This window comes from Streptomyces sp. NBC_01426 (assembly GCF_036231985.1).
In the GTDB taxonomy this organism is placed as follows: domain Bacteria; phylum Actinomycetota; class Actinomycetes; order Streptomycetales; family Streptomycetaceae; genus Streptomyces.
In genome coordinates, this window is sequence record NZ_CP109501.1 from 483,436 (window position 1) to 507,957 (window position 24,522).

The 24,522-nt window shown below is 71.2% G+C and carries 22 protein-coding genes; 18 read left to right on the plus strand and 4 right to left on the minus strand.

The features are described from left to right. Positions 1 to 13 precede the first annotated feature (13 nt). Both OG906_RS36500 and OG906_RS36505 read left to right on the plus strand, forming a co-directional pair. Complete coding sequence (locus OG906_RS36500; RefSeq protein ID WP_329448610.1) at positions 14 to 1,549, plus strand: flavin-containing monooxygenase; 1,536 nt, start codon at positions 14 to 16, stop codon at positions 1,547 to 1,549. A 136-nt stretch (positions 1,550 to 1,685) separates the two neighbouring features. Then, positions 1,686 to 3,140 (plus strand): MFS transporter, encoded by a 1,455-nt coding sequence (locus OG906_RS36505; RefSeq protein WP_267803118.1) that lies wholly within the window; start codon positions 1,686 to 1,688, stop codon positions 3,138 to 3,140. Positions 3,141 to 3,253: 113 nt separating this feature from the next. On the opposite strand, the gene OG906_RS36510 is transcribed toward OG906_RS36505, so the two are convergent. Next, complete coding sequence (locus tag OG906_RS36510) at positions 3,254 to 3,931, minus strand: TetR/AcrR family transcriptional regulator (RefSeq protein ID WP_267827810.1); 678 nt, start codon at positions 3,929 to 3,931, stop codon at positions 3,254 to 3,256. Positions 3,932 to 4,303: 372 nt separating this feature from the next. Here OG906_RS36510 and OG906_RS36515 point away from each other — a divergent pair, with 372 nt between their 5' ends. The 3 genes from OG906_RS36515 to OG906_RS36525 are packed head-to-tail and all read left to right on the plus strand — an operon-like array spanning position 4,304 to position 6,482. Next, the gene (locus OG906_RS36515; protein ID WP_329448614.1) at positions 4,304 to 5,029 is read left to right on the plus strand and encodes an AfsR/SARP family transcriptional regulator; all 726 of its coding nucleotides are present in this window, start codon (positions 4,304 to 4,306) and stop codon (positions 5,027 to 5,029) included. Next, entirely contained in the window at positions 5,026 to 5,766 is a 741-nt protein-coding gene (locus OG906_RS36520; RefSeq protein ID WP_443067499.1) for a MerR family transcriptional regulator, read from the plus strand. The genes OG906_RS36515 and OG906_RS36520 overlap by 4 nt, the downstream gene beginning before the upstream one ends. A 38-nt stretch (positions 5,767 to 5,804) precedes the next feature. After that, positions 5,805 to 6,482 carry an SGNH/GDSL hydrolase family protein gene (locus OG906_RS36525; RefSeq protein WP_329448616.1) on the plus strand — a complete coding sequence of 226 codons (678 nt, stop codon included), beginning with the start codon at positions 5,805 to 5,807 and terminating at the stop codon, positions 6,480 to 6,482. Between the two features lie 307 nt (positions 6,483 to 6,789). Here the strand turns inward: OG906_RS36525 and OG906_RS36530 are convergent, their stop codons facing one another. Beyond that, complete coding sequence (locus OG906_RS36530; RefSeq protein WP_329448618.1) at positions 6,790 to 7,923, minus strand: sensor histidine kinase; 1,134 nt, start codon at positions 7,921 to 7,923, stop codon at positions 6,790 to 6,792. Between the two features lie 285 nt (positions 7,924 to 8,208). Here OG906_RS36530 and OG906_RS36535 point away from each other — a divergent pair, with 285 nt between their 5' ends. Next, a complete protein-coding gene (locus OG906_RS36535) occupies positions 8,209 to 8,904 on the plus strand; it encodes a TetR/AcrR family transcriptional regulator (protein ID WP_329448619.1) in 696 nt (231 codons plus the stop codon). Here the strand turns inward: OG906_RS36535 and OG906_RS36540 are convergent. After that, the gene (locus OG906_RS36540; RefSeq protein WP_267803110.1) at positions 8,895 to 9,545 is read right to left on the minus strand and encodes a ScbR family autoregulator-binding transcription factor; all 651 of its coding nucleotides are present in this window, start codon (positions 9,543 to 9,545) and stop codon (positions 8,895 to 8,897) included. The two genes, OG906_RS36535 and OG906_RS36540, sit on opposite strands and share 10 nt — an antisense overlap. 153 nt (positions 9,546 to 9,698) lie before the next feature. Further along, on the minus strand, positions 9,699 to 10,481 hold the full coding sequence (locus OG906_RS36545; protein ID WP_329448622.1) for a response regulator transcription factor: 783 nt from the start codon (positions 10,479 to 10,481) through the stop codon (positions 9,699 to 9,701). A gap of 546 nt (positions 10,482 to 11,027) precedes the next feature. Here OG906_RS36545 and OG906_RS36550 point away from each other — a divergent pair. The 12 genes from OG906_RS36550 to OG906_RS36605 all read left to right on the plus strand — a co-directional run bounded on the left by OG906_RS36550 (position 11,028) and on the right by OG906_RS36605 (position 24,495). After that, positions 11,028 to 12,086, plus strand: a complete 1,059-nt coding sequence (locus OG906_RS36550) for a ScbA/BarX family gamma-butyrolactone biosynthesis protein (RefSeq protein WP_329448624.1) — start codon at positions 11,028 to 11,030, stop codon at positions 12,084 to 12,086. A gap of 22 nt (positions 12,087 to 12,108) precedes the next feature. Beyond that, the gene (locus tag OG906_RS36555) at positions 12,109 to 13,050 is read left to right on the plus strand and encodes an NAD-dependent epimerase/dehydratase family protein (RefSeq protein ID WP_329448625.1); all 942 of its coding nucleotides are present in this window, start codon (positions 12,109 to 12,111) and stop codon (positions 13,048 to 13,050) included. A 244-nt stretch (positions 13,051 to 13,294) separates the two neighbouring features. Then, the gene (locus OG906_RS36560) at positions 13,295 to 15,055 is read left to right on the plus strand and encodes an acetyl/propionyl/methylcrotonyl-CoA carboxylase subunit alpha (protein ID WP_329448942.1); all 1,761 of its coding nucleotides are present in this window, start codon (positions 13,295 to 13,297) and stop codon (positions 15,053 to 15,055) included. Positions 15,056 to 15,190: 135 nt separating this feature from the next. After that, on the plus strand, positions 15,191 to 15,520 hold the full coding sequence (locus tag OG906_RS36565) for a TcmI family type II polyketide cyclase (protein ID WP_053677108.1): 330 nt from the start codon (positions 15,191 to 15,193) through the stop codon (positions 15,518 to 15,520). Beyond that, positions 15,517 to 16,788, plus strand: coding sequence for a beta-ketoacyl-[acyl-carrier-protein] synthase family protein (locus tag OG906_RS36570; protein WP_267803155.1), 1,272 nt, complete (start codon positions 15,517 to 15,519; stop codon positions 16,786 to 16,788). Before OG906_RS36565 ends, OG906_RS36570 begins: the two co-directional genes overlap by 4 nt. Further along, positions 16,785 to 17,999, plus strand: a complete 1,215-nt coding sequence (locus OG906_RS36575; RefSeq protein ID WP_267825777.1) for a ketosynthase chain-length factor — start codon at positions 16,785 to 16,787, stop codon at positions 17,997 to 17,999. Before OG906_RS36570 ends, OG906_RS36575 begins: the two co-directional genes overlap by 4 nt. A gap of 169 nt (positions 18,000 to 18,168) precedes the next feature. After that, the gene (locus tag OG906_RS36580; protein ID WP_053677111.1) at positions 18,169 to 18,441 is read left to right on the plus strand and encodes an acyl carrier protein; all 273 of its coding nucleotides are present in this window, start codon (positions 18,169 to 18,171) and stop codon (positions 18,439 to 18,441) included. Between the two features lie 96 nt (positions 18,442 to 18,537). Continuing rightward, positions 18,538 to 19,323, plus strand: coding sequence for a 3-oxoacyl-ACP reductase FabG (gene fabG, locus OG906_RS36585; RefSeq protein ID WP_267803151.1), 786 nt, complete (start codon positions 18,538 to 18,540; stop codon positions 19,321 to 19,323). A 58-nt stretch (positions 19,324 to 19,381) separates the two neighbouring features. Continuing rightward, the gene (locus tag OG906_RS36590) at positions 19,382 to 20,317 is read left to right on the plus strand and encodes an aromatase/cyclase (RefSeq protein ID WP_329448630.1); all 936 of its coding nucleotides are present in this window, start codon (positions 19,382 to 19,384) and stop codon (positions 20,315 to 20,317) included. Between the two features lies 1 nt (position 20,318). After that, entirely contained in the window at positions 20,319 to 21,896 is a 1,578-nt protein-coding gene (locus OG906_RS36595) for an FAD-dependent monooxygenase (protein ID WP_329448631.1), read from the plus strand. A 37-nt stretch (positions 21,897 to 21,933) separates the two neighbouring features. After that, positions 21,934 to 23,448, plus strand: coding sequence for an FAD-dependent monooxygenase (locus OG906_RS36600; protein WP_329448633.1), 1,515 nt, complete (start codon positions 21,934 to 21,936; stop codon positions 23,446 to 23,448). Between the two features lie 186 nt (positions 23,449 to 23,634). After that, a complete protein-coding gene (locus OG906_RS36605; RefSeq protein ID WP_267803156.1) occupies positions 23,635 to 24,495 on the plus strand; it encodes an alpha/beta hydrolase in 861 nt (286 codons plus the stop codon). The last annotated feature ends 27 nt before the right edge of the window (positions 24,496 to 24,522 follow it).

The window sequence follows — 24,522 nt, forward strand, 5'->3', positions numbered from 1 at the left end:
AAGGAGACGCCTGATGGCTTCCACACCGGCGACATCAGAGGCAGTCGAAACGCCGGACGTGCTGATCGTGGGAACCGGGTTCGCCGGCCTCGGCATGGCGATGAAACTGCTCGCGGCCGGGCACTCCGACTTCGTGGTGCTGGAGAAGGCCGACGACGTGGGCGGCACGTGGCGGGAGAACACCTACCCCGGCTGCGCCTGCGACGTCGCGAGCGTCATGTACTCGTACTCCTTCGCCCCCAACCGCGCGTGGAGCCGGATGTACGCCTCGCAGCCGGAGATCCTCGACTACATCAAGCGCGTCGTCAAAGACCACGCCCTCGAATCGCACATCAGGTTCAACACCGAGGCGGTCTCCTACGAGTTCGACGAGGCGAGCGACCGGTGGTCCGTACGGACCCGGACGGGCCGCGAGTACCGGCCGCGCGTCGTCGTCCTGGCCCACGGATCGCTGCACCAGCCCAACATCCCCGACCTGCCGGGCATGGGCCGGTTCCAGGGCACGCTGTTCCACTCGGCGCAGTGGGACCACTCGGTGGACCTGTCGGGCAAGCGCGTCGCGGTCGTCGGCACCGGGTCGAGCGCCGCCCAGTTCATCCCGGAGATCGCCGGCACCGCCGCGCACGTCGACGTCTTCCAGCGCAGCGCGCACTGGGTGCTGCCGAAGGCCGACCGGCCGCTGAAGGCCCTGGAACACAGGCTGTTCAAGTCCCTGCCGTTCGTGCAGCAGTTGTACCGGCTCACGGCCTACTGGACGCACGAGCTCCCCGTGCTCGCGTTCCTGAACCCGAAGTTCCTCAAGGTGCTGGAGGCGGCGTCGCTGCGCATGTTGCGAAAGCAGGTGCCGGACCCGGAACTGCGGGCGAAGCTGACGCCCGACTACACCATCGGGTGCAAGCGCATCCTGCTCACGAACGACTACTACCCGGCCCTGCAACGCCCCGACGTGGACCTGGTCACCTCTGCGATAGCGGAGTTCACCGAGACCGGGATCCGGACGGCGGACGGGGAACTGCACGAGGCCGACGTCGTGATCCTGGGCACGGGATTCGCCACGGACAACCGTTGCGCCACGGAGCACATCGTCGGCCGCGACGGCGTCACCATCCAGGAGGCGTGGCGGGACGGCATGACCGCGCACCTGGGCACGACGGTGTCGGGGTTCCCCAACATGTTCATGCTGATGGGCCCCAACTCGGGCGGCGGCGCCCAGTCGATCCTGTTCGTCATCGAGGCGCAGCTGCACTACGTCGTGGAGTGCCTGCGCCTGATGAGGACGCGGCGGGCCACCCGGATGGAGGTGCGCGCGGACGTCCAGCGCGCGTTCAACGCCCGGCTGCACGGCAAGCTCGCCGGTTCCGTGTGGAACACGGGCGGCTGCCACAGCTGGTTCCTGGACCACACGGGGCTCAATCGGCAGTCGTGGCCCGGGACCGGCACCTCGTACTGGCGCGCCACCCGACGGCCGGATCCCCGGGCGTTCACGCTGACGGGCCGCCCCGCCGGCCGCCGGCTCGCCTCCGTCCCTCACCCCACCGACGCGGCGTGATCCGCGGTACGGATTGAAGTAAGCATACGGTCGTGCGTACACTCATCTCACAGGTATCGGCCCGGGCGGTCTCGACCGCGTCCCGCCGGGCCGTCATGTCCAGCGCGGAGTGGAAAGACGAGAAGGGGATGCATTCGTGACGAATGCCAAGACAGAAGCCGTCGCGGTGGAGCCGGAGGCCGTTCCGGCGGTGCCGTGGCCCGCCGTGTCCGTCGTCATGGTCGGCATGTTCATGGCGATCCTCGACTCGTTCATCGTCGTGGTGGCGGGCCCCGCGATCCAGGCCGATCTGGGCGCCTCCGTCGGCCAGTTGCAGTGGATCCTCGCGGGCTACCAGCTCAGCTACGCGGTACTGATGATCACGGGCGGCCGGCTCGCCGACCTCTACGGACGCAAGCGGATCTTCATCACCGGCACCGCGGTCTTCACCCTGGCGTCGCTGGCCTGCGCCATGGCGCAGGACCCCGGCACGCTCATCGGGGCCCGCATCGTCCAGGGCCTGGGCGCGGCACTGATGGTGCCCCAGGTCTTCGCGGTCATCACGCTCGTCGTCGCGGAGAAGGCGCGGCACCGGGTCTTCGGCACCCTGGGCATCGTGATCGGTCTGGCGACCATGAGCGGGCAGCTCGTCGGTGGTCTGCTGATCGGCGCCGACCTGTTCGGGACCGGCTGGCGGTCGGTGTTCTGGGTCAACGTGCCGATCGGCATCGTCACGATCCTCTGCGCGGTGAAGTACGTGCCGGAGTCCCGCGCGGCGGGCACCCGCAAGCTGGACATCCCCGGCGTCCTCGCGCTGAGCGCCGCCCTGCTGCTGCTCACGTTCCCGCTCATCCAGGGACGTGAGGCGGGTTGGCCGTGGTGGACCTGGGCCTGCTTCGTCGCCAGTGTCGTGGCCTTCGGCCTGTTCGTCACGCTGGAACGCGCCGTCGACAAGCGCGGCGGGGACCCGCTGATGAGGCTGAGCCTGTTCGCGCAGCGCTCGTTCTCGCTCGGAATCGTCCTGGTCCTGGCCGTGTACGCGCTGCTGACCTCCTACTACCTCGCGCTGTCCATCGCGATGCAGGAAGGGCTCGGCATGTCCGCGCTCGGCGCGGGGCTGGTCTACACCCCGGCCGCGGTGACCTTCTTCGTCTTCAGCAAGATCGCCGGCCGACTCGTGCCGAAGTACGGCCGGCGCGTCCTGGAGATCGGGGCGGTCGTCCTCGCGTCCGGGTACCTGGCGACCGCGATCGTCCTGCTCTCCGGGCCGAGGCTGACCCCGGGGCTGATCATCCCCACCCTGATGCTGCAGAGCGTCGGCGGCGGACTGCTCATCACGCCGCTGCTGAACACGGTCCTGAGCAGGATCGCCCCGGAGACCGTGGGCATGGCGTCCGGGGTCCTGTCGACCGCCCAGCAGATCGGTGGCGCGTTGGGCGTCGCCGTCATCGGGGCGATCTTCTTCAACTCGTTCCGTCCCGAGACCGACGGACGTGTGGAGGCCGCGGGGCACGCGTTCGCCATGTCCTCCCTGACCACGTTCGCCATCGCCGTCCTGGCGGCCGTCCTGGTCTTCCTGCTGCCGAACAAGAAGGCGCAGGCCGGCGGCTGACACCTCGTCCGTCGGAGGGGAACGCGACGACGCCGATGCGGCGGACCGATCGGTCCGCCGCATCGGCGTGTGTCGTGAGGGAGGCGTGCGCCCCGAGGGGCGGAGGGGAGATGTCAGCGCGGAGGGACGAGCAGACCCTCGATGATGCGGCGGGCCTTGCCCACCGCCTCCGCGTCACCGGTCTGGAACGCGGTGTTCGCGGCACACAGCAGGGCGTCGATCTGGAAGACAGCGAGTTCGATGTCGAGTTCCGCGATCTCACCCGATTCCACCGCGTGGCGCAATTCGACCGCGATGACTTCGCGCCATTCCCGCTGATCGTGGAAGAGCGCGTCACGGACCGGCCCGGGGCGGCTGTCGAACTCCGCGAGGTTCGCGGCCCGGAAGCATCCGCCGGCGAAAAGCGGGGTCTCCGCGTAGACGATCCAATGGTCGAGCAGGGCGCGCAGTCGGGCGACGCCGTGGGGCGCCGACTTCGCCGGCCGGATGACGGCGTCGATGAAAAGCCCGCGCGCGAACTCGACGGCGGAGAGCTGCAGGATTTCCTTTGTCTTGAACAGGGTCTGGATGCCCGCTTTGCTCAGCCCCGTGTCGAGCGCGAGACGGCCGAAACTGACACTCCCGAGACCCTCCAGCGAGGCGACGTCGACAGCCTGGCGGAGCACGATCTTGCGTGTACGGGCGCCCCGCAGGAGGCGCTTGTCCGTGACCTCGGTCTGCTCCTGGGGCAGGAGCGCAGACGACCCGGGGCCACTCGAAGGCGAGGTGACCGGCTCTGTAGCACTACCCATACGGTCGATCGTACAGCATTTGCCGGCCGATGTGCCGGTTCGTGCGTCGTGCGCCGGTCGAGTGGGTCCGGTCGATCGGGGCGCGGGTGAGTAGGGCCCCTACTCGAACGAGGGGGGCGCACGCCGAGTAGGCCCCTGCTCGAACGTGCGGCTGCATATGCAACTTGAGCACCAATAGGATCTCCCTCGGTCGTCTTCTTGGCGATTCCGGACAAAAAGCGTCAAGCATTCGGGCGGCCTCGACGGTGCCCGCATGTGTCTCTGATCTCTTACAACAGGGGGAGAAGAACAGTGACCGTCGCTGGAATACATATTCTGGGGCCGCAGCGGATCGAGCTCAAGAACACTGAAATCATGTTGAGTGGCGCGAAGTTGAGAAGCATTCTGGCCGTTCTCGCGCTCCGCGCCGAGAACGAGGTCCGCCGTGACGAACTGATCGAGGAATTGGACCTGATCCGGACGGCGGGCGACGCCGTCAACGCGGTGCACGCCCATGTGGCCCGGCTGCGCCGCTGGCTGCAACGACACGGCGGGAACGCCGACCTGCTGGAGACGGTCAATTCCGGCTACCGGCTCAACATCGACCGGGACGCGGTGGACGCCCACCGGTTCGTGCGACTGGTGGAGCGCGCACTGAACCTCGCGCCGGGCACTCCCTCGGTCGTGGCGACCATCCTGGAGGACGCCCTCTCGTTGTGGCAGGGAGACGCCCTGATCGACGCCCTCGAAGGGCCGCTGGTCGCCACGGCGGCCGACGAACTCCACCGCTGGCGGGCGGCGGCACGGGAAACGCTCATCGACGCCTGGCTGACCCTCGACCACAACCAGAAGGTGGTGCTGAACGCCAGGAAGTTCATCTCCGAGGACCCGCTGAACGAGTCCATGCGCGCCCGACACATCATCGCGCTCCAGCGGATGGGACGCCACGCCGAGGCGACCGAGGCCTACAACAACGCGGAGACCGTACTGAGTCGGGAACTGGGCATCAGGCCCGGCACCGAACTCCGGGCCACCTCCGATCCCGCCACCCGCTTCACGCCGATCTCGGGCGGACGGCAGCGTCAACGGGAACGGATCATGATCGGCGCGCCGTCATAGCGGATCACCCCCGGGCCCGGCGCGGCCGCCGCGACGACGACCGCCCGGCCGTCGCCACCGACCGGGCGGCCGCCCCCGCCGAGTACCGCGCGGAGGAACTGGCCGGAAAAGCGGGGATCACCGTGCGCACCCTGCGCTTCTACCGCGAGCGCAAGCTGCTCCCGCCGCCCCGGCGCGAGGGGCGGATCGCCTGGTACGACGATCACCACCTGGCCCGGCTGCGCACCGTGATCGGGCTCCTGGAGCGGGGCCACACCCTGAGCACCATCGTCGATCTCACCGAGGCCTTCGAATCGGGGCGCGACGTCGGCGAACTCCTCGGGCTGGACCGGCCGGCCGAGGAGGATCCGGTCCGTCTCGCGCCGGAGGAGCTGGCCGACCACTTCGAGGGCCAGGTCACCCCGGCGAACCTCGCCGCCGCCCTCGACCTCGGCTACATCCGCACCGACGGCGACGCCCTCGTGCACGTCAGCCGCCGGCTGCTCGACGTCTCGGTCTCCCTGGTCCGCGAGGGGGTTCCGCTGGCGGCGGTCCTGGAGTCCGCGACCCGGGTCCGCCGCCACGCGGAGGCGCTGGCCGACATCTTCGCGACGACCGTCCGGGCGCACGTCACGGACGCGGACGCGGAGCGTCTGCGTCCGCTGGCCGAGCGCGTGGTCGAGGCCGAGTTCTCCATGGCCCTGGACCGCCGGCTCCGCACGGCCGGCGGGGAGGGAGCCGGCCGGGGAGACAGCTGACCCTTGCTTCTACATACGATCGACCGTACTCTTTTCTCATGACTTCGACGCGCCTCACTGAGGAGTCCGACCCCTTCTGCCTGCAGCCGCTGGACGCCGCGGCGCTGCTCTTCGACGCCCCGTGGCACCGCTTCGCGGTGATCGGGGACAGCCTGTCGGCGGGCACCGGCGACGCCAGTCCCGGCTATGTGGACAAGGGCTGGTCCGACCGGCTCGCCGACGTCCTGCGCCGGGTGCGCCCGGACCTGGCGTACCTGAACACCGCCGAGGACGGAGCGACGACGTCGCAGACCCTCGAAAAGCAGATCGAGCACGCGATCGAGTTCGCACCCGACCTGCTGCACCTGCCCTGCGGTGCGAACGACCTCGTGCGACGCACCCCGGACTTCGCCGAGATCGAGCGGAAGCTGCGCCGCATGTACGAGCTGGCGTCGGGGACCGGTGCCCAGCTGACGACGTTCACGCTGGGCAGGGCGTACGTGATCCCGGTCTTCCCCGACTGGAGCGAGCGGGTCGCCAGGATCAACGACATCACCCGCGGTCTGGCCGCCGAGTACGAGGCCGTCGTCGTGGACATGTGGCACCACCCCGTCAACGACCGGGACGACCTCCTGAGCGAGGACCGCATCCACTTCTCGACCTCGGGACAGGCGGTGATGGCGACGGAGATGGTCAAGGGCCTGAGCCACGTCCTCAGCCGGACCACGCGCGCCTGAGGCGACGACCGCCCCGGGGGATTCCCCCGGGGAGCGCGGCGCCGAGATCCCGCCGCGGCGCCCACCCGCGGCCCGCGCCCCGATGACCCGCGCCCCGATGACGGGCGCCTCGACCTGACCGGAGACTCGACCCGGTCGGCGGCCGGCGCGCGGACCGGCCGACCCCCGCGGCCGGTCTCGCGCGCCCTCGCGCCCTCCCGGGTCCCGGCCGGTGGTCCGGCGGGATCCGGGGGAGCGCCGCGAAGGAGCCGGCCTCGCGACACACGGCACCGGACACCGAGGGCCGGACGAACCCCGACGACAGGTGTCAGGTGCGCGGGGCCAGCGGCAGGTGGATCTCCACGAGCGTGCCTCCCTGTTCACCCGCGGAGATCCGCAGCCGGCCGCCCAGCTCCTCCACGCGCTCGGTCATCGAGCACAGTCCGTACGCCGGACCGGGCGCGGCCGGCACCTCGCCCCCCGGACCGGGGCCGAAGTCCTCCACCTTGGCGTACAGCCAGCGGCGCGTGGTGCGCACGCCCACCTCGACACGATCGGCGGCGGCGTGCGCGAAGGCATTGCGCAGCGCCTCGCGCAGAACCAGGAACAGCTCCTGTCGGAACCGCTCGGGGAGCAGCGTCTCGTCGCCCGTCACCCGCACGCTCACGCTCGCCGCGGGCCGGGCTCCCGCGAGGAAGGAGTCGAGGGCCTCGCGGAGCGAGGGCAGTCGCGCACGCCTGCGCAGCCCGTCGACCAGCGCCCGGTTCTCCTGCCCGGCCTCGTCCAACGCCCTTCCTGCGGCGGCCAGATGGGAAGCGGCGGCCTCCGGCTCGCGCGCGGCCAGGGCGACGCTGCGGCGGGCCGCGGCGAGTGCGCCGCCGAGTTCGTCGTGCAACTGCCGGGCCAGCCGGCGGCTGTCGCTCCGGCCCCCGTCGCCCTGCCAGAAGTCCGTGCCCGCGCCGGACATGGCCTCGCCGAGGCTTCGTACGACGGCCACCGCGCGCAGCAGTCCGGTGCCGGTGTGGGCCGCTCCGTGCTCCATGACGTGCAGCAGGGCGCACTCCAGGAGCAGCGAGGCGGCGCCGACGAGGCGGTGCGCGGCGGCAGCGGGCGGGACGGCCTCCTCGGCGCTCCGCGGGAGGTCCGGATTACCGGCGCGCGACAGGACGGTCCGGGCGAACGACTGCAACGTGGCCCGCAGTTCGGGCAGTTCCGCCTCGGCGGGCGTCAGTACGGAGGGCAGCCGGGTCGCGAACCGTTCCAGGACGGCCTCGGTCTCCCAGCTCGCCAGTACCGGGGCCGTGGTCCCCGCCGGTGCGACGGGCGTGGCCGGGAGTCGACGCAAGCCCGTGCCCACCGGTGCGGTGCGCGGGCGGTACAGACGCGGTGCGGCGCGCAGCAGTCCTTCGTTCAGGGCCTCGCTGAAGCCGCTTCCCGCGAGGGTGGCGGTCGAGCTGTGCATCGGAACTCCTCGACATTCGGGGCCGCTGACGACGGCCCGAACATAACAAACAGACCTGTCTGATTGTCAAGGCCTCACAGGATGCAAGTCGCGGCGGGGAAATCCGTCAAGTCGGCTTCTGTGCTCTAAAACTGACGCATTCTTGGTGGAGTGGGCCGGATGATTCGCCTAGGGGGTGTCAGTCGAAACAGGCAGGGTTGTATTGTTCCGCTTGGGTGGTGACGCCGGTCCGTGCGCTCCGACCCCCATGAATGGTCATGTCGAGGAAGAGGCAGGCACAGCGCGATGCAGAAGCGGTCAGAGCTGACCCGCCAGGCCCTCGTCCGGGCGGCGACGGAGCTCATCGCGAACGGCCGGCTCGCCGACGCCGGCCTGGTGAACATCTGTCGCATCGCCGGGGTGAGCCGGGGCGCGCTGTACCACCACTTCTCCTCCACCGCGGAGTTGGTGGCCGAGGTGTACGCACAGGCGCACGCGCGGACGGCCGCCCTGGCGGAGGACAGTTTCGAGGGTTCCGCCGCCGGCGCCCCGGCCCGGTTCAGTGCGGCCCTCGGCACGGCGATGGGCGAGGACCGGTTGGTGCGCGCGGGCATGCGGTTGAGCGCCGAAGGCTCCGAGGAGCCGCCGTGGTTGCGCGACGAGCTGCTGGACCGGGTGCACGCGAAGGTGGTCGAGGGGGCCCGTCCCGGCGGGGAGACCGGTGCGCGCGGCCCGTCCGACAGTCGTCCGGAAGACCTCGCGGACCTCGCCGTCGTGGTGACCGCCGGGCTGGAGTCGCTGGGTTACACCGATGTCCGGTGGTGGGACCCGCGGACGGCGCGGCGGATCTGGGCCATGGTGCTCCCCCTGTTCGGGGAGGCGGCCGGGGCGGAGGCGGTCGGCACCGCTGAGACGGACGCTTCCGGTTCCGCTTCCGTCCGCGCCATCGGTACCGCCCGGGCGGACGGCACCGATGGCGCGGACGGCACGGGTCAGGACTGAGCGGGGATCCGCGGGCTCGCCGGATCGGATCCGGCGGTCGGCGGCGGAGTGACGCGCAGCATGCCGATCATGCCCGCGCCGGCGATGCCGGGCAGCAGGAACCGCCACAGCGTGCTGACGCGTTCGATCAGATCGCGTCGGTCGGTGTACACCTGCGACATCACCTGCATGCCGGTGAACGTCCCGACGATGATGTCCGTCGCCTCCGGCAGGTTCAGCCCCGGCAGCGTCTCGCCCTGGTCCCGGGCCTGTTCGAGCAGGCCGAGGATGGCCGCGCTCGACTGCTCGTAGGGGGTGATCGGAGGGCGGGGGAAGGAGGTCTGCTCCACCGCCAGTCGCACGCTGGCGCGCAGCACCGGGTCACGCTGTAGCCGGCAGGCGAACTCCAGCGTCAGATCGATGATGGCCTGCAACTTCACCGGTTGCTCCGGCACCACCAGAGCCTCGCTGTGCGCGGCCATCAGGGCGACGGCGATGGCCTCCTTCGAGGGGAAGTGGTGATAGAGCGCCCCTCTGGTCAGCCCGGTGCTCGACAGGATCTCGTTGGTGCTCGCGGCGTCGAATCCGCGTACGTCGAAGACCCGCGCCGCAGCCTCGAGAATCGAGCGCCGCGACCGCGTTCCGCGTTCCTGCTGTCCCATCCCGGACCCTCGCACTCGCCTGGATATCGAAACCGACTTGTCTGCATCCTATTGCCAGATGGGCGAGGCGGGAGCATCGGGCGCCGGCGAACCGGAACGGCTCTCCCGGGCGAGGCGCCTCCAGGGAGCCCCGGCCGGGGCCGTCCGGACGCGTCAGGGGTGCCCGAGGCGGAAGCCGACTCCGCGGACCGTGATGATCCAGTTGCTCGAACCGAGCTTGCCGCGGAGGCTGCTGACGTGCGTGTCGATGGTGCGACCCCGGTGCGACCAGGCGTCTTCCCACACCTGGGTCATCAGCTGGCGCCGCGAGAGCACGGCGCCGGGCTGTGAGGCCAGCGCGTGCAGCAGGTCGAACTCCTTGAGCGTGAGGTCCACCGGGCGCCCGTGCAGGGTGGTCTCGCGGGTCGTCGCGTCGATGTGCAGGGGGCCGTGGTCGATGGCCCGGGCGGCGCTCTGACGGGGCCGGGCCCGCCGCATCACCGCCTCGATGCGGGCCAGGAGTTCGCGGAATCCGTACGGCTTGACCATGTAGTCGTCGGAGCCGGCCTGGAGGCCCAACACCCGGTCCAGCTCGCTGCCGCGGGCGGTGACGGCGATGATCGGCGTGTCGCTGACGGCCCGGATGCCCCGGCAGACCTCCAGGCCGTCCAGGTCCGGCAGGTCGAGGTCGAGCAGGACCAGGTCGACCTTCGGGTGCGACTGCAGGGCTTCCCCGCCCGTGGCCACGCTCTCGGCCAGGTACCCCTGCCTGAGCAGGCCCTGGACGAGGGCGTCGGCGGCGCGCGGCTCGTTCTCGACGACCAGGAGGCGCAGTGGGGCGCGCTCGGCGGTGGCCGGGGCGGCCTGCGGAACGGGTGCGGTGCGGTGCGGCTGGTGGGTCAAGGGGTGATGCCGCTCTGTGCGGGGTTCGAGTAGCTCTAAGGCCTGCCGGTTCATCTGTTCCTCCTGAGGCACGGCGTCGCATCACGGCCTGCTGAATGCTCGCGTTTGTCGAAGATACCAAACAGACTTGTCTGATTGTCAACGTGCCTCACACGCGCCGATGTCATCCCTGACGGCTCGTCATATGCCGCTTGCTGGGAGGCCTTTGACTGATATCAGCAGGTCCTCGGGGGTCTTCGAGGGTGATTCGGTCCTCTGGTGCACCGTCCCGTAACCCCGGGGAAATCGAGCAGCTTTGTATGTTTAACGCGGTCGGGCCGCTCGTGTTTCCAGCCGGGTGGCTGGTCGTGGGGTGGCCGAAACGCGCACGTCAGGACGTATCCACCTCCGTCCGGAATGCTCTGCGAGAGTCTGGGGGTGAGCGGGTGAAGAAGATGTGCACTGCACGGGTTCTGGGCGGTTTGCAGACCAAGCCTTTACTTGACCTACCGAACCGACCTGTCTGTATCTTGAGGCCGCAACAGAGCGTCAGCCACGGGGGGTGGCTGCTGGTGTTTGGCTCGCCGACCCCTGCCCAGCATCAGATCAGGAGTGCTACGCATGCCGTCTCTTGCGTCCACGACCCGCGAGCCCGTTCGGAACAGCGCCTTAGTTCCGCAGCCTCGCACCGCAGTCCCGCAACCTCGCACCACCACCGGGCACGCCGGTCTCACCACGACCGTTCCGCGTGAGTACGTCCACCGCGCCGCCGTCTCCGAGGTCCTGCTCACCGGCTGGGAGCCGGCCGCCGATGCCTCGCCCGCCCACCGCTCGGGCCCGCGACCCGGCATCGAGAGCGTTCCCGACGGGCCCGACGCCTTCGTCGTCCGGTCCCAATGGCCGCGGGGGCACTCGCTGTTCTCCCAGACCGGGGGCTACCAGGACCCGATGCTGCTGATCGAGTCCGTACGCCAGATCGGCGCCCTGCTCTCGCACGCCGAGTTCGACGTCCCCTTCGGTCATCAGTTCCTGATGTGGGACATGTCGTTCGCCACCACCAAGGATCTCCTCGTGGCCGGCCCCGCCCCCGCCGAGGTGGAACTGCGCACCGTGTGCCACGACGTGGTCCGCCGGGGCAGGGTCCTCTCCGGGATGCGGTACGACGTCACCGCCCTGGTCGACGGCGTGCCGCTGGCCACCGCGGGCGCGGCGTTCAGCTGCACCAGCCCGGCCGTGCACCGAAGACTGCGAGGCGACCGCCCCACCAGCACGGACCGGGTCCCCGGCCGCCCGATCGACCCGGCCCTGGTCGGCCGCACCGCCCCCACGCACGTGGTCCTCACCGAGGACCCGACGGCCGAGCGGGACCACCAGTGGGAGTTGCGCGTCGACAGCACGCACCCGATCTTCTTCGACCACCCGGTCGACCACGTCCCGGGCATGGTGCTCCTGGAGGCGGCCCGGCAGGCCGCGCACGCCTCCACCGGCCTGCCCGACGCCCTCGTCATCAGCCTCGACAGCACCTTCGCCCGCTACACCGAACTCGACAGGCCCTGCCGCATAGTGGCCCATCCCGGTCTCGTCGACGCCGCCGGCCACATCCTCGTACAGGTCTGCGGTTTCCAGGACGACCAGACCGTCTTCGCCGCCGACCTGGTGCTCAGTCCCCGCAACGGTTGATCCCATCCTGACGGGAGTCCGCGTGCTCACGATCATGATCACTGGTTCGGCCGGCTTCGTCGGAAGCCATGTCACACGTGAAGCCGCCCGGCACGGCGCGGCACTGACGGTGATGACCCACCACCGCCCGCCCTCGGCATCCGCCCGCTCCTCCTCCGGCCCCGTACGTGTCGTACGGGCCGACCTCGCCGACCCGCGCTCGCTGCGGGGAGTGTGCGAGGGAATCGACGTACTGCTGCACTGCGCCTCCCGCATCGGCGGGACGGCCGAGGACAACGAGGCCGTCAACGCCCGGGGCACCGCCGCCCTGGTCGCCGAGGCCCGGCGTGCGGGAGTGTCCCGCATCGTGTACCTCGGCACCGCGTCCGTCTACGGGCGGGGCACCTACCACCGTGCCCGTCCGGAGCGGCTCACCCGCCGCCCGTCCTCGCCCACCTCCCGAACCCGGGCGGCGGCGGAGGACACGGTGCTGGACGCCGGCGGGATCGTACTGCGCCCCCACCTCGTGTACGGCCGGGGAGACCGGTGGGTCGTGCCGGGCCTGGCCCGGCTCCTGGGCGCGTTGCCCGGCGGCGTGCCGGACTGGAACGCGCGCATGTCGATGGTCTCCGCGACCGAACTGGCCACCCTGCTGGTGGGGGTCGCACGCGCACCGGCCACGAGCCTGACCGCGTCCGTCTACCACGCCGCCCACCCCCGCCCCGTCACCGCGGCGGCGCTGCTGGCCGCGGTGGCCCGCTGCGCCGGGCTGCCCCCCACGAGGGGAGGCCCGACGGTCGACGAAGCACGCGCCCTCATGGCGGGGGACGCGTACGCGACGAAGGCGATCGACATGCTGGCCACCAGCCACTGGTTCGACTGCGCACCCTTGTGGACCGATCTCCGCAGGGTGCCCGGTCCGGGATTCGAGGAGGAGTTTCCCGCGGCGGGGGAGTGGTACCGGGAACTGGTCCGGGCGGCCTGACCGGATATCGCCCCGCGGGTGCGGCGGCCTCGTGCTGCCGCACCCGCACACGATGCACGTGTTCGCTTCCTCGTCCTACCGGTTTGACGCACACCTGGCCGTTTCTTTCCCAAATTCCGACACAGGCGCCTCACGGATGTATGCGTCTTGGCGATTCTGACGCAGTCCTGTAAACGGGCTCATTGAACAAATGGCCGAACACCGCACAGTCTGGTGACTCCGAATGAGTCAGGAGACGTTCATCGTGCGCAAGGTGCTCATCGCCAACCGTGGTGAAATCGCTGTCCGCGTTGCTCGGGCTTGCCGGGATGCGGGGATCGGGAGTGTGGCTGTTTACGCGGATCCGGATCGGGACGCTCTGCATGTGCGTGCGGCGGATGAGGCGTTCGCGTTGGGCGGTGACACCCCGGCCGCCAGCTATTTGGACATCGCGAAGGTCCTGCGGGCGGCGGCGGACTCCGGCGCGGACGCGATCCATCCCGGGTACGGCTTCCTGTCGGAGAACGCCGAGTTCGCCCAGGCCGTCCTCGACGCCGGCCTGACCTGGATCGGCCCGCCGCCGCAGGCCATCCGTGATCTGGGTGACAAGGTCGCCGCCCGTCACATCGCCCAACGCGCCGGCGCGCCGCTGGTCGCCGGCACCCCCGACCCGGTCTCCGGGTCGGAGGAGGTCGTGGCGTTCGCGAAGGAACACGGCCTGCCCATCGCGATCAAGGCCGCCTTCGGTGGCGGCGGTCGCGGTCTGAAGGTCGCCCGGACCCTCGAAGAGGTCCCCGAGCTGTACGACTCCGCCGTGCGTGAGGCCGTCGCCGCGTTCGGCCGTGGCGAGTGCTTCGTCGAGCGTTACCTCGACAAGCCGCGTCACGTGGAGACGCAGTGCCTGGCCGACACCCACGGCAACGTCGTCGTGGTGTCCACGCGTGACTGCTCGCTCCAGCGCCGGCATCAGAAGCTGGTCGAGGAGGCCCCGGCGCCGTTCCTGACGGACGCCCAGAACGCCGAGCTGTACGCCGCCTCCAAGGCGATCCTGAAGGAAGCCGGCTACGTCGGCGCGGGCACCGTGGAGTTCCTGGTCTCCGCCGACGGCCTGATCTCCTTCCTGGAGGTCAACACCCGCCTCCAGGTCGAACACCCCGTCACCGAGGAGGTCACCGGCCTCGACCTGGTGCGGGAGATGTTCCGCATCGCCGACGGCGAGGAACTCGGTTACGGCGACCCGGTCCTGCGCGGACACTCCTTCGAGTTCCGCATCAACGGCGAGGACCCCGGCCGCGGCTTCCTGCCCGCCCCCGGCACCGTCACCCGCTTCGCCCCGCCGTCGGGCCCCGGCGTCCGCCTCGACGCGGGCGTCGAATCCGGCTCGGTCATCGGCCCGGCCTGGGACTCCCTCCTGGCGAAGCTGATCGTCACCGGCGCCACCCGCGAACAGGCCCTCCAGCGCGCGGCCCGCGCCCTCGCCGAGTTCGAGATCGAGGGCATGGCCACCGCCCTGCCCTTCCACCGCGCCGTCGTCACCGACCCCGCCTTCGCCCCCACGGAAGGACCCTTCACGGTCCACACCCGCTGGATCGAAACCGAGTTCGTCAACGACATCAAGGCGTTCGTGGCCCCGGCCGCGGAGGACGCCGAGGACGAACCCGGCCGCGAGACCGTCGTCGTCGAGGTCGGCGGCAAGCGACTGGAGGTCTCCCTCCCGTCCTCGCTGGGCATGACCCTGGCCCGCACCGCCGCCGCCGGCGGCGCCAAGCCCAAGCGCCGCGCCGCCAAGAAGTCCGGCCCGGCCGCCTCCGGCGACACCCTCGCCTCCCCGATGCAGGGAACCATCGTCAAGATCGCCGTCGAGGAAGGCCAGCAGGTCAACGAAGGCGACCTGATCGTCGTCCTCGAGGCCATGAAGATGGAACAACCCCTCAACGCACACCGCTCCGGCACCATCGTCGGCCTCAAGGCCGAAGTCGGCGCGTCCCTCACCTCCGGCGCCGGCATCTGCGAGATCAAGGACTGATACATGGCATTCCGCTGAATTCGTCTGCGGAATTCTTGCGAGTCCTGACAATTCCCTGACGTAATCGTCGTTGAAAACGTCATTCGGGCCTCGCATACTTAATTCCAATTCATGGGTCGTGAGGAGAGGGAACGAATGCACAGCACTCTGATCGTGGCGCGGATGGATCCCGGTTCCAGCATTGACGTCGCCAAACTCTTCGGTGAGTTCGACGCCACCGAGATGCCCCACCGCATGGGTACGCGTCGCCGGCAGCTTTTCGAATACCGGGGGCTCTACTTCCATCTGCAGGACTTCGACACCGACAACGGTGGCGAGCTGATCGAGGCCGCCAAGGGTGATCCGCGCTTCGTGGGCATCAGCGAGGACCTCAAGCCGTTCATCGGGGCCTACGACCCCGCCACCTGGCGTTCCCCCGCCGACGCGATGGCGAAGCGCTTCTACGACTGGGAGGCGTCCGCGTGACCGGACGACGTGTGGTCATCACCGGCATCGAGGTGCTCGCGCCCGGTGGTGTCGGGACCAAGAACTTCTGGAACCTGCTGAGCGAGGGCCGCACCGCGACCCGCGGCATCACCTTCTTCGACCCCAGCCCCTTCCGCTCGCGGGTCGCCGCCGAGATCGACTTCGATCCGCAGGAACACGGCCTGACCCCGCAGGAGATCCGGCGCATGGACCGGGCCGCGCAGTTCGCGGTGGTCGCCGCCCGCGGCGCCGTCGCCGACAGCGGCATCGACCTGGAGACGTACGACCCGTACCGCGTGGGCGTCACCATCGGCAGCGCCGTCGGCGCCACGATGGGCCTCGACGAGGAGTACAACGTCGTCAGCGACGGCGGCCGACTCCACCTCGTCGACCACGAGTACGCGGTCCCGCACCTCTACAACTACCTGGTGCCGAGCTCCTTCACCGCCGAGGTCGCCTGGGCGGTCGGCGCGCAGGGACCCAGCACCGTGGTCTCCACCGGCTGCACCTCCGGCATCGACTCGGTCGGTCACGCCGTGGACCTGCTCCGCGAGGGCTCGGTCGACGTGATGATCGCCGGTTCCTCGGACGCGCCGATCTCGCCGATCACCATGGCCTGCTTCGACGCGATCAAGGCGACCACCCCCCGCCACGACGACCCCGGTCACGCCTCCCGCCCCTTCGACGGAACCCGCAACGGCTTCGTCCTGGGCGAGGGCGCGGCGGTGTTCGTCCTGGAGGAGCTGGAGCACGCCAAGAAGCGCGGCGCGCACATCTACGCCGAGATAGCCGGCTACGCCACCCGCTCCAACGCCTATCACATGACCGGTCTGCGGCCGGACGGCAAGGAGATGGCGGAGGCCATCCGGGTCGCGCTGTGCGAGGCCAAGATGAACCCGACCGAGATCGACTACATCAACGCGCACGGCTCGGGCACCAAGCAGAACGACCGCCACGAGACCGCCGCGTTCAAGCGGAGCCTGGGCGACCACGCCTACCGGACCCCGGTCAGCTCGATCAAGTCGATGGTCGGGCACTCGCTCGGTGCCATCGGCTCCATCGAGATCGCCGCGTCCGCGCTGGCGATGGAGAACAACGTCGTCCCGCCGACGGCGAACCTCCACACCCCGGACCCGGAGTGCGACCTCGACTACGTCCCGCTGGTCGCCCGGGAGCAGCTGACCGACGCGGTCCTGACCGTCGGAAGCGGCTTCGGCGGTTTCCAGAGCGCCATGGTGCTGGCGCGTCCCGAGAGGAGCGTGGCATGACCACCTCGGTTGTGGTGACGGGTCTGGGCATCACGGCGCCCAACGGCCTGGGCACGGAGGACTACTGGGCGGCGACCCGGACGGGCAAGAACGGCATTGGCCGGGTCACCCGGTTCGACCCCGCCGGCTACCCGTCCACCCTCGCGGGCGAGATCCCCGGCTTCTCCGAAGAGGAGCTGCTGCCGAGCCGGCTGCTCCCGCAGACCGACCGGATGACGCGCCTCGCGCTCGTCGCCGCCGAGTGGGCGCTGGCCGACGCGGGCGTCGACCCGCAGAGCCTGCCCGAGTACGACATGGGCGTGGTCACGGCCAGTTCGTCGGGCGGCTTCGAGTTCGGGCAGAACGAGCTCCAGAAGCTGTGGAGCCAGGGCGCGCAGTACGTCAGCGCGTACCAGTCCTTCGCCTGGTTCTACGCCGTCAACAGCGGCCAGATCTCCATCCGCAGCGGGCTCAAGGGCCCCAGCGGAGTGATCGTCAGCGACGAGGCCGGTGGCCTCGACGCGTTGGCGCAGGGCCGCCGGCTGATCCGCAAGGGCACCCCGATGATCGTGTCGGGCGGGGTCGACGCCTCGATCTGCCCGTGGGGTTGGGTCGCGCAGCTCGCCGCCAAGCGGCTGAGCACCAGCGACGAGCCGACCCGCGCGTTCCTGCCGTTCGACGCGGACGCCTCGGGCTACGTGCCCGGCGAGGGCGGTGCCATCCTGATCATGGAGTCGGCGGAGTCGGCCCGTGCGCGCGGCGCGAAGATCTACGGCGAGATCGCCGGCTACGGGGCCACCTTCGACGCGGCGCCCGGCAGCGACCGGGAGCCCGCGCTGCGCAAGGCCATCGAGTTCGCCCTCGACGACGCGGGTGTCCGGCCCGAGGACGTGGACGTGGTCTTCGCGGACGCCGCCGGCGTCCCGGAACTGGACCGCGTCGAGGCCGAGGCCATCGGCGCCGTGTTCGGCGAGCGGGGCGTCCCGGTCACCGCGCCCAAGACGATGACGGGCCGGCTGTACTCGGGCGCGGCGCCCCTGGACGTCGCGACCGCCCTGCTGGCGATCGAGGAGGGGCTCATCCCCCCGACCGTCAACGTGCACCCGGCCGAGGAGTACGCGCTCGACCTGGTCGTGGACCGGCCGCGCACCGCGCAGGTCCGCACCGCCCTGGTCGTGGCCCGCGGTTACGGCGGCTTCAACTCGGCCGTCGTCGTCCGCGCCGCGGACTAGGCGAGGCCGCCCGCCGGCTCCCGTACGACGGCCGGCCATGAACCCGGCGTCCTCCGCCGCCACCCCCCCGACCGGCGGCGGAGGACGCCTTCCCTCCACCGCCTCACATCCCACGGACCCCCCCACGCCATCCCCACACCACCGATCCACGAGCCATGAAGGGCCCCACGTGTCCACTCAGACCTTCACCCTTGACGACCTGCGGCGGATCCTCCTCGAAGGCGCCGGCGCCGACGAGGGCGTCGACCTCGACGGTGACATCCTCGACGTCCAGTTCGAGGCGCTCGGTTACGAGTCCCTCGCCCTGCTGGAGACCGGCAGCCGCATCGAGCGCGAGTACAAGATCGTCCTCGACGAGGACCTGCTCACCGACGCGGACACCCCGCGCGCGCTGATCGCGGCCGTCAACGGCCACCTCACCGCGGTGCCCAGCGCCGCCTGAGTCGCCCGCCGCACCAGTTCGTTCCCCGGGCCGGGCGGACGCGATTCCGCCCGGCCCCGCCGAATCACCCCCGGACACTTACGGAGTAGACGAATCATGTCGACGCAGGAGAAGCGGATCGCCCTGATCACGGGCGCCACCAGCGGCATCGGCCTGGCCGCGGCCCGCGCACTGGGTGCCCAGGGGCACGCGGTCTTCATCGGCGCGCGCAACGCGGACAATGTCGCCGCCACGGTCAAGGAACTTCAGGCGGAGGGCCTCGAAGCCGACGGAACGGTCCTCGACGTACGCGACTCCGCCTCCGCCGCCGCGTTCGTCCAGGCCGCGGTCGACCGCTTCGGCAGCGTCGACGTCCTGGTCAACAACGCCGGCCGGTCCGGTGGCGGCGTCACCGCGGACATAGACGAGGAGCTGTGGGCCGATGTCATCGACACCAACCTCACCAGCGTCTTCCGGCTGACCAAGGAAGTCCTCAACACCGGCGGGATGCGCCACAAGAACCGCGGCCGCATCATCAACATCGCCTCCACCGCCGGCAAGCAGGGCGTCGTCCTGGGCGCCCCGTACTCGGCCTCCAAGCACGGCGTGGTCGGCTTCACCAAGGCCCTCGGCAACGAGCTCGCCCCCACCGGGATCACGGTCAACGCCGTCTGCCCCGGCTACGTCGAGACGCCCATGGCCCAGCGCGTCCGCGCCGGATACGCCGCCGCGTACGACACCTCCGAGGACGCCATCCTCGACAAGTTCCAGTCGAAGATCCCGCTCGGCCGGTACTCCACCCCCGAGGAGGTCGCCGGCATGGTCGCCTACCTCGCCTCCGACACGGCCGCGTCCGTCACGGCGCAGGCGATCAACGTCTGCGGCGGGCTCGGCAACTTCTGATCCGCACCCCTTGCCACCAGGGTGCGGACGCGCCCGAGTTCTCGAAGAGGAAGCCGTCATGACAACCCGCGAGGTTGAGCACGAGATCACCATCGCCGCGCCGGCATCGGACGTGTACCGGCTGCTGGCCGACGTCGTCAACTGGCCGCGCATCTTCCCGCCCACCATCCACGTGGACCGGGTGGACTTCAACGGCACGCACGAGCGGATCCGGATCTGGGCCACCGCCAACGGCCAACCGAAGAACTGGACCTCGCGCCGCGAACTCGACCCGCAGGGCCTGCGGATCACCTTCCGCCAGGAGGTCACCACCAAGCCGGTCGCCTCGATGGGCGGCGCGTGGATCATCGAGCCGCTCGACGAGAACTCCTCGCGGGTCCGGCTGCTCCACGACTACCGGGCGATCGACGACGACGCGCACGACCTGCTCTGGATCGACGAGGCCGTCGACAAGAACAGCCGTTCCGAGTTGGCGGCGTTGAAGCGGAACGTGGAGTTCGCCCACGGCGCCGAGGACGTCACCTTCTCCTTCGAGGACACCGTCACCATCGACGGCTCCGCCAAGGACGCCTACGACTTCATCAACGAAGCCCACCTGTGGTCCGAACGCCTGCCCCACGTCGCCACCGTCCGCCTCACCGAGGACACCCCCGGCGTCCAGACCCTGGAGATGGACACCCGCGCCAAGGACGGCTCCGTCCACACCACCAAGTCCCACCGCGTCACCTTCCCCCACCACAAGATCGCCTACAAACAGGTCACCCTCCCCGCCCTCATGACCCTCCACACCGGGTACTGGACCTTCCGCGACACCGACCACGGCGTCACCGCCGGCTCCCAACACACCGTCACCCTCAACACCGACAACATCACCCGCATCCTCGGACCCGACGCCACCGTCGCCGACGCCCGCGCCTACGTCCACACCGCCCTCTCCACCAACAGCCTCGCCACCCTCAACCACGCCAAGACCCACGCCGAGAAAAAGAACTGACATGGCATCGGACCACCCGGACATCGCGCGGGGACCCCTGGACACCGACGTCCTGGTGGTCGGAGCCGGCCCCGCCGGACTGATGCTCGCCTGCGAGCTCGGGCTCGGCGGGGCCGAGGTGCTCGTCCTCGACCAGCGCCCCGGCCCGACCACCGAATCCCGGGCGACCACCCTGCACGCCCGCACCATGGAGATCTTCGACAGCCGGGGTCTGTTGGCCGAGTTGGGCACCCCGCCGTGCGAGCCGCGCGGGCACTTCGGCGGCATCGGGCTGGACCTCACCCTGCCCGGTTCCCACCCCGGCCAGTGGAAGGTGCCCCAGCGGCGTACGGAGGAACTCCTCCAGGACCGGGCCGTCGAGCTGGGCGCGGGCCTGCTCCGCCGCCACCAACTGGTCGCTCTGACCGTCGGACCGGACGGGGTGACGGCCGACGGCATCGGCCCGGACGGCCCGGTCCGCATCACCGCCCGGTACCTGGTCGGCTGCGACGGCGAGGACAGCACCGTACGGCGGCTCATCGGCGCCGACTTCCCCGGCCGCGACGCCGAACGCGAACTGCTGCGGGCCGACGTCGGCGGAGTCGAGACGCCCGACCGGCGCTTCCTGCGGCTGCCCGACGGCCTGGCCATCTCCGCCACCCGCGACGGCGTCACCCGCGTGATGGTGCACGAGTTCGGCAAACCGGCCGTCCCGCGCTCCGGCGCCCCCGCGTTCGACGAGGTCGTCGACGCCTGGCAGCGGGTGACCGGCGAGGACATCGCCCACGGCAGCCCCCTGTGGGTCAACGCCTTCGGCGACGCCAACCGGCAGCTCGCCCGGTACCGGCACGGCCGGATCCTGTTCGCCGGCGACGCCGCGCACCAGCAGATGCCCAGCGGCGGACAAGCCCTCAACCTCGGCGTGCAGGACGCCTTCAACCTCGGCTGGAAGCTCGCAGCCGAAGTGCGCGGCGACGCCCCCGACGGGCTCCTGGACAGCTACCACACCGAACGCCACGCCGTCGGCGCCGCGGTCCTGGCCAACATCCGGGCCCAGACCCTGCTGCTGCTCGGCGGACGCGAGGTCGAACCGGCCCGCACCCTGCTCACCGAACTCGTCGCGCTCGACGGGGTACGCACCGAACTGGCCGGCGCCGTCAGCGGCCTCGGCATCCGCTACCCCGTCACGGACGACGCCGACACCGGGCGCCCGGGCACGGACCACCCCCTCCTCGGCCGCCGACTGCCCCCCTCCGCGCTGGACGGACCGGCCGGCGACACCACCGCCGCACTGCTGCGCACCGGCCGCGGCCTGCTGCTCGACCTCGGCACGGGCGCGGACCCGGCCACCGTCGGCCCCTGGGCGGACCGGGTCGACCACGTCACCGCCCGCCCGGCGACCGGCAGCCCGCTGACCCCCGGCGAGGCCCTCCTCGTACGGCCCGACGGGCACGTCGTCTGGGCCGGCGACCCCGGCACCGACCCGCGGGGCCCGCACACCGCGCTGCGCCGCTGGTTCGGCGCACCGGCCACCGCGCCCGCCGGCACGGACGGCGCGCACCCCACCCACCGACACGCCGCGACCGCCGCCGCCCGCTGAGGCGGCGGCCGGCGCCGGCAACCAGGAAGGCACACTCATGGCCAAGGACGTCGACACCATCGACGCGGACGTCATCATCGTCGGCGCCGGCCCGGCGGGCCTGATGCTCGCCGGCGAGCTGCGCCTGGGCGGCGCGGACGTCATCGTCACCGAACGCCTGGAGCGGCCCACCGGCCAGTCCCGCGGCCTGGGCTTCACCGCCCGCGCCCTGGAGTCCTTCGACCAGCGGGGCCTCGTACCCCGCTTCGGCGGGCTGGAGACCAGCCCGTTGGGCCACTTCGGCGGGGTGCAGTTCGACTTCACCGCCCTGGAGGACGCCCACTTCGGGGCCCGCGGCATCCCGCAGTCGCGGACCGAGACCGTCCTGGAGGACTGGGCCCGCGAGCTGGGGACCGACATCCGGCGCGGGTGGGAGTTCCTCGACCTGGAGCAGGACCCGGACGGGGTCACCGCCACCGTCGCCGGCCCCGACGGCGAACAGCGGCTGCGCGCCCGCTGGCTGGTCGGCGCCGACGGCGGACACAGCCTGGTCCGCAAGGTCGCCGGGTTCGCCTTTCCCGGCACCGACGCCACCCGGGGCATGTACCTCGCCGACGTGGTCGGCTGCTCGATCCCGCCCCGCTTCCTCGGCGAGCGCGTCCCCGCCGGCATGGTGATGGCCGCGCCGCTCGCCGAGGGCGTGGACCGCATCATCGTGTGCGAGCACGGCGCCCCGCCCGCCGACCGCAGCCAGACCCCCGACTTCGCGGAGGTCGCGGCAGCCTGGCAGCGGCTGACCGGCGAGGACATCTCCGGCGGCGGCGCCGACTGGGTCAGCTCCTTCACCGACGCCACCCGGCAGGCGAGCGAGTACCGGCGCGGGCGCGTGCTGCTGGTCGGCGACGCGGCCCACATCCACCTGCCCGCCGGCGGACAGGGCCTGAGCACCGGCGTCCAGGACGCAGTGAACCTCGGCTGGAAACTGGCCGCGACCCTCGCCGGCTGGGCCCCCGCATCGCTGCTCGACACCTACCACGACGAACGCCACGCCGTCGGTGCGCGGCTGCTGACCAACACCCTCGCCCAGGGCACCGTGTTCCTCGGCGGCGTCGAATCGGAGCCGCTGCGGGCCCTGTTCACCGAACTGATCGCATGGGACCCGGTCAAGCGCCACCTCGCCGGGATGGTCAGCCACCTCGACGTCCGCTACGACGTCGATGCGGCCCCGGCCGCCGGCGAGGACCCCGCCGCGCCCGGGGACCGCCACCCGCTGCTCGGCCGCCGGCTCCCGCCGCGCGACCTGATCACGGCCGACGGTCCCGTGCGCACCGCCGACCTGCTGCACCCCGCCCGCGGCGTCCTCCTCGACCTGGCCGACGACCCCGACGTGCGCGAGGCCGCGGCCGGTTGGAAGGACCGGGTCAGCACGACCACCGGCGTCCCCCGGGACCCGGCCGTCTTCGCCGGTGCCACGGCCCTCCTGGTCCGCCCCGACGGCTACGTCGCCTGGGCGGGCACCGACCCCGCCGAACTGGCCCCGGCCCTCCGGCAGTGGTTCGGCGCCCCCGCCTGACCGTGCCAAGGCCCCGGGGGCCGCAGCGGCCGGGCACCTCGGCCGTGCCCGGCCCCCGGGGCCGCCCCGCCCACCGTCCCAGGAAGAGACCATGAGTCGAAGAACCCACCGGCCCGCCCACGCCCGGGGGGCCCAGTGAGCGCCCCCCTGCTCCTGCCCGTCGGGGCGGACGAGACCGCGCCCGGCATGTCGCCGGGCGTCCGGCCGATCACCCTGGAGGCAGGCGCCTTCACCCTGTCCGCGCTGATCGCCCAGCCCGTCGGCCCGCCCCGCGCGACCATCGTCGCGGTGCACGGAGGCGGCATGAGCGCCGGCTACTTCGACGGTCAGGCCCACCCGGACGTCTCCCTCCTCACCCTCGGCGCCCGGCTCGGCTACACCGTCGTCGCCGTGGACCGGCCCGGCTACGGCCTGTCCGCCGCGCACCTGCCGCGCGGCCAGAACCTGTCCGAACAGTCCGCCGCGCTGGGGACCGCGATCGCCCACCTGGCCGACCGGTATCCGTCCGGCGCCGGGGTGTTCCTCGTCGCGCACTCCTTCGGCGGCAAGCTCGCCCTCACGTACGCCGCCGAACAGGCCGGTCCCGGAACCGCCGGGCCGGCCCTGCTGGGGCTGGACGTCTCCGGCTGCGGCCGCGACTACGCGGTCGATCCCGGGGACCTCCGCGACCCGCACCGGCACGGCCACTGGAAGCGGAACTGGGGCGCCCTGCGCTTCTACCCGCCGAACACCTTCCGGGACGCCGCCGCGCTCGTCGCCCCCATGCCGCTGCGCGAGCGCGCGGAGGCGGCACGTTGGCCCGAGAGCTTCACCGCTGCCGCCGCCCGGGTGCCCGTACCGGTCCGCCTCACCTTCGCCGAGCACGAACTGTGGTGGCGTAACGACGAGGAGGACCTCAACGAGATCGCCGAACTGTTCACCGCGGCCCCGTTCGTCACCATCGACCGGCAGCCCGACGCGGGACACAACCTCAGCCTCGGCTGGGTCGCCCGCTCCTACCACCTGCGCGCCCTGGCCTTCCTGGAGGAGTGCCTGGCCCGGGCCTGAGACACGGCACACGGGACGGCGCGCGAC

Excerpts from the sequence above, each read along its gene's own strand:
- OG906_RS36500 (WP_329448610.1), top strand. The coding sequence starts at position 14 with ATGGCTTCCACACCGGCGACATCAGAGGCAGTCGAAACGCCGGACGTG.
- OG906_RS36510 (WP_267827810.1), bottom strand. The coding sequence starts at position 3,931 with ATGGGTAGTGCTACAGAGCCGGTCACCTCGCCTTCGAGTGGCCCCGGG.
- OG906_RS36525 (WP_329448616.1), top strand. The coding sequence starts at position 5,805 with ATGACTTCGACGCGCCTCACTGAGGAGTCCGACCCCTTCTGCCTGCAG.
- OG906_RS36530 (WP_329448618.1), bottom strand. The coding sequence starts at position 7,923 with ATGCACAGCTCGACCGCCACCCTCGCGGGAAGCGGCTTCAGCGAGGCC.
- OG906_RS36535 (WP_329448619.1), top strand. The coding sequence starts at position 8,209 with ATGCAGAAGCGGTCAGAGCTGACCCGCCAGGCCCTCGTCCGGGCGGCG.
- OG906_RS36540 (WP_267803110.1), bottom strand. The coding sequence starts at position 9,545 with ATGGGACAGCAGGAACGCGGAACGCGGTCGCGGCGCTCGATTCTCGAG.
- OG906_RS36545 (WP_329448622.1), bottom strand. The coding sequence starts at position 10,481 with ATGAACCGGCAGGCCTTAGAGCTACTCGAACCCCGCACAGAGCGGCAT.
- OG906_RS36550 (WP_329448624.1), top strand. The coding sequence starts at position 11,028 with ATGCCGTCTCTTGCGTCCACGACCCGCGAGCCCGTTCGGAACAGCGCC.
- OG906_RS36565 (WP_053677108.1), top strand. The coding sequence starts at position 15,191 with ATGCACAGCACTCTGATCGTGGCGCGGATGGATCCCGGTTCCAGCATT.
- OG906_RS36575 (WP_267825777.1), top strand. The coding sequence starts at position 16,785 with ATGACCACCTCGGTTGTGGTGACGGGTCTGGGCATCACGGCGCCCAAC.
- fabG (WP_267803151.1), top strand. The coding sequence starts at position 18,538 with ATGTCGACGCAGGAGAAGCGGATCGCCCTGATCACGGGCGCCACCAGC.
- OG906_RS36590 (WP_329448630.1), top strand. The coding sequence starts at position 19,382 with ATGACAACCCGCGAGGTTGAGCACGAGATCACCATCGCCGCGCCGGCA.
- OG906_RS36595 (WP_329448631.1), top strand. The coding sequence starts at position 20,319 with ATGGCATCGGACCACCCGGACATCGCGCGGGGACCCCTGGACACCGAC.
- OG906_RS36600 (WP_329448633.1), top strand. The coding sequence starts at position 21,934 with ATGGCCAAGGACGTCGACACCATCGACGCGGACGTCATCATCGTCGGC.
- OG906_RS36605 (WP_267803156.1), top strand. The coding sequence starts at position 23,635 with ATGTCGCCGGGCGTCCGGCCGATCACCCTGGAGGCAGGCGCCTTCACC.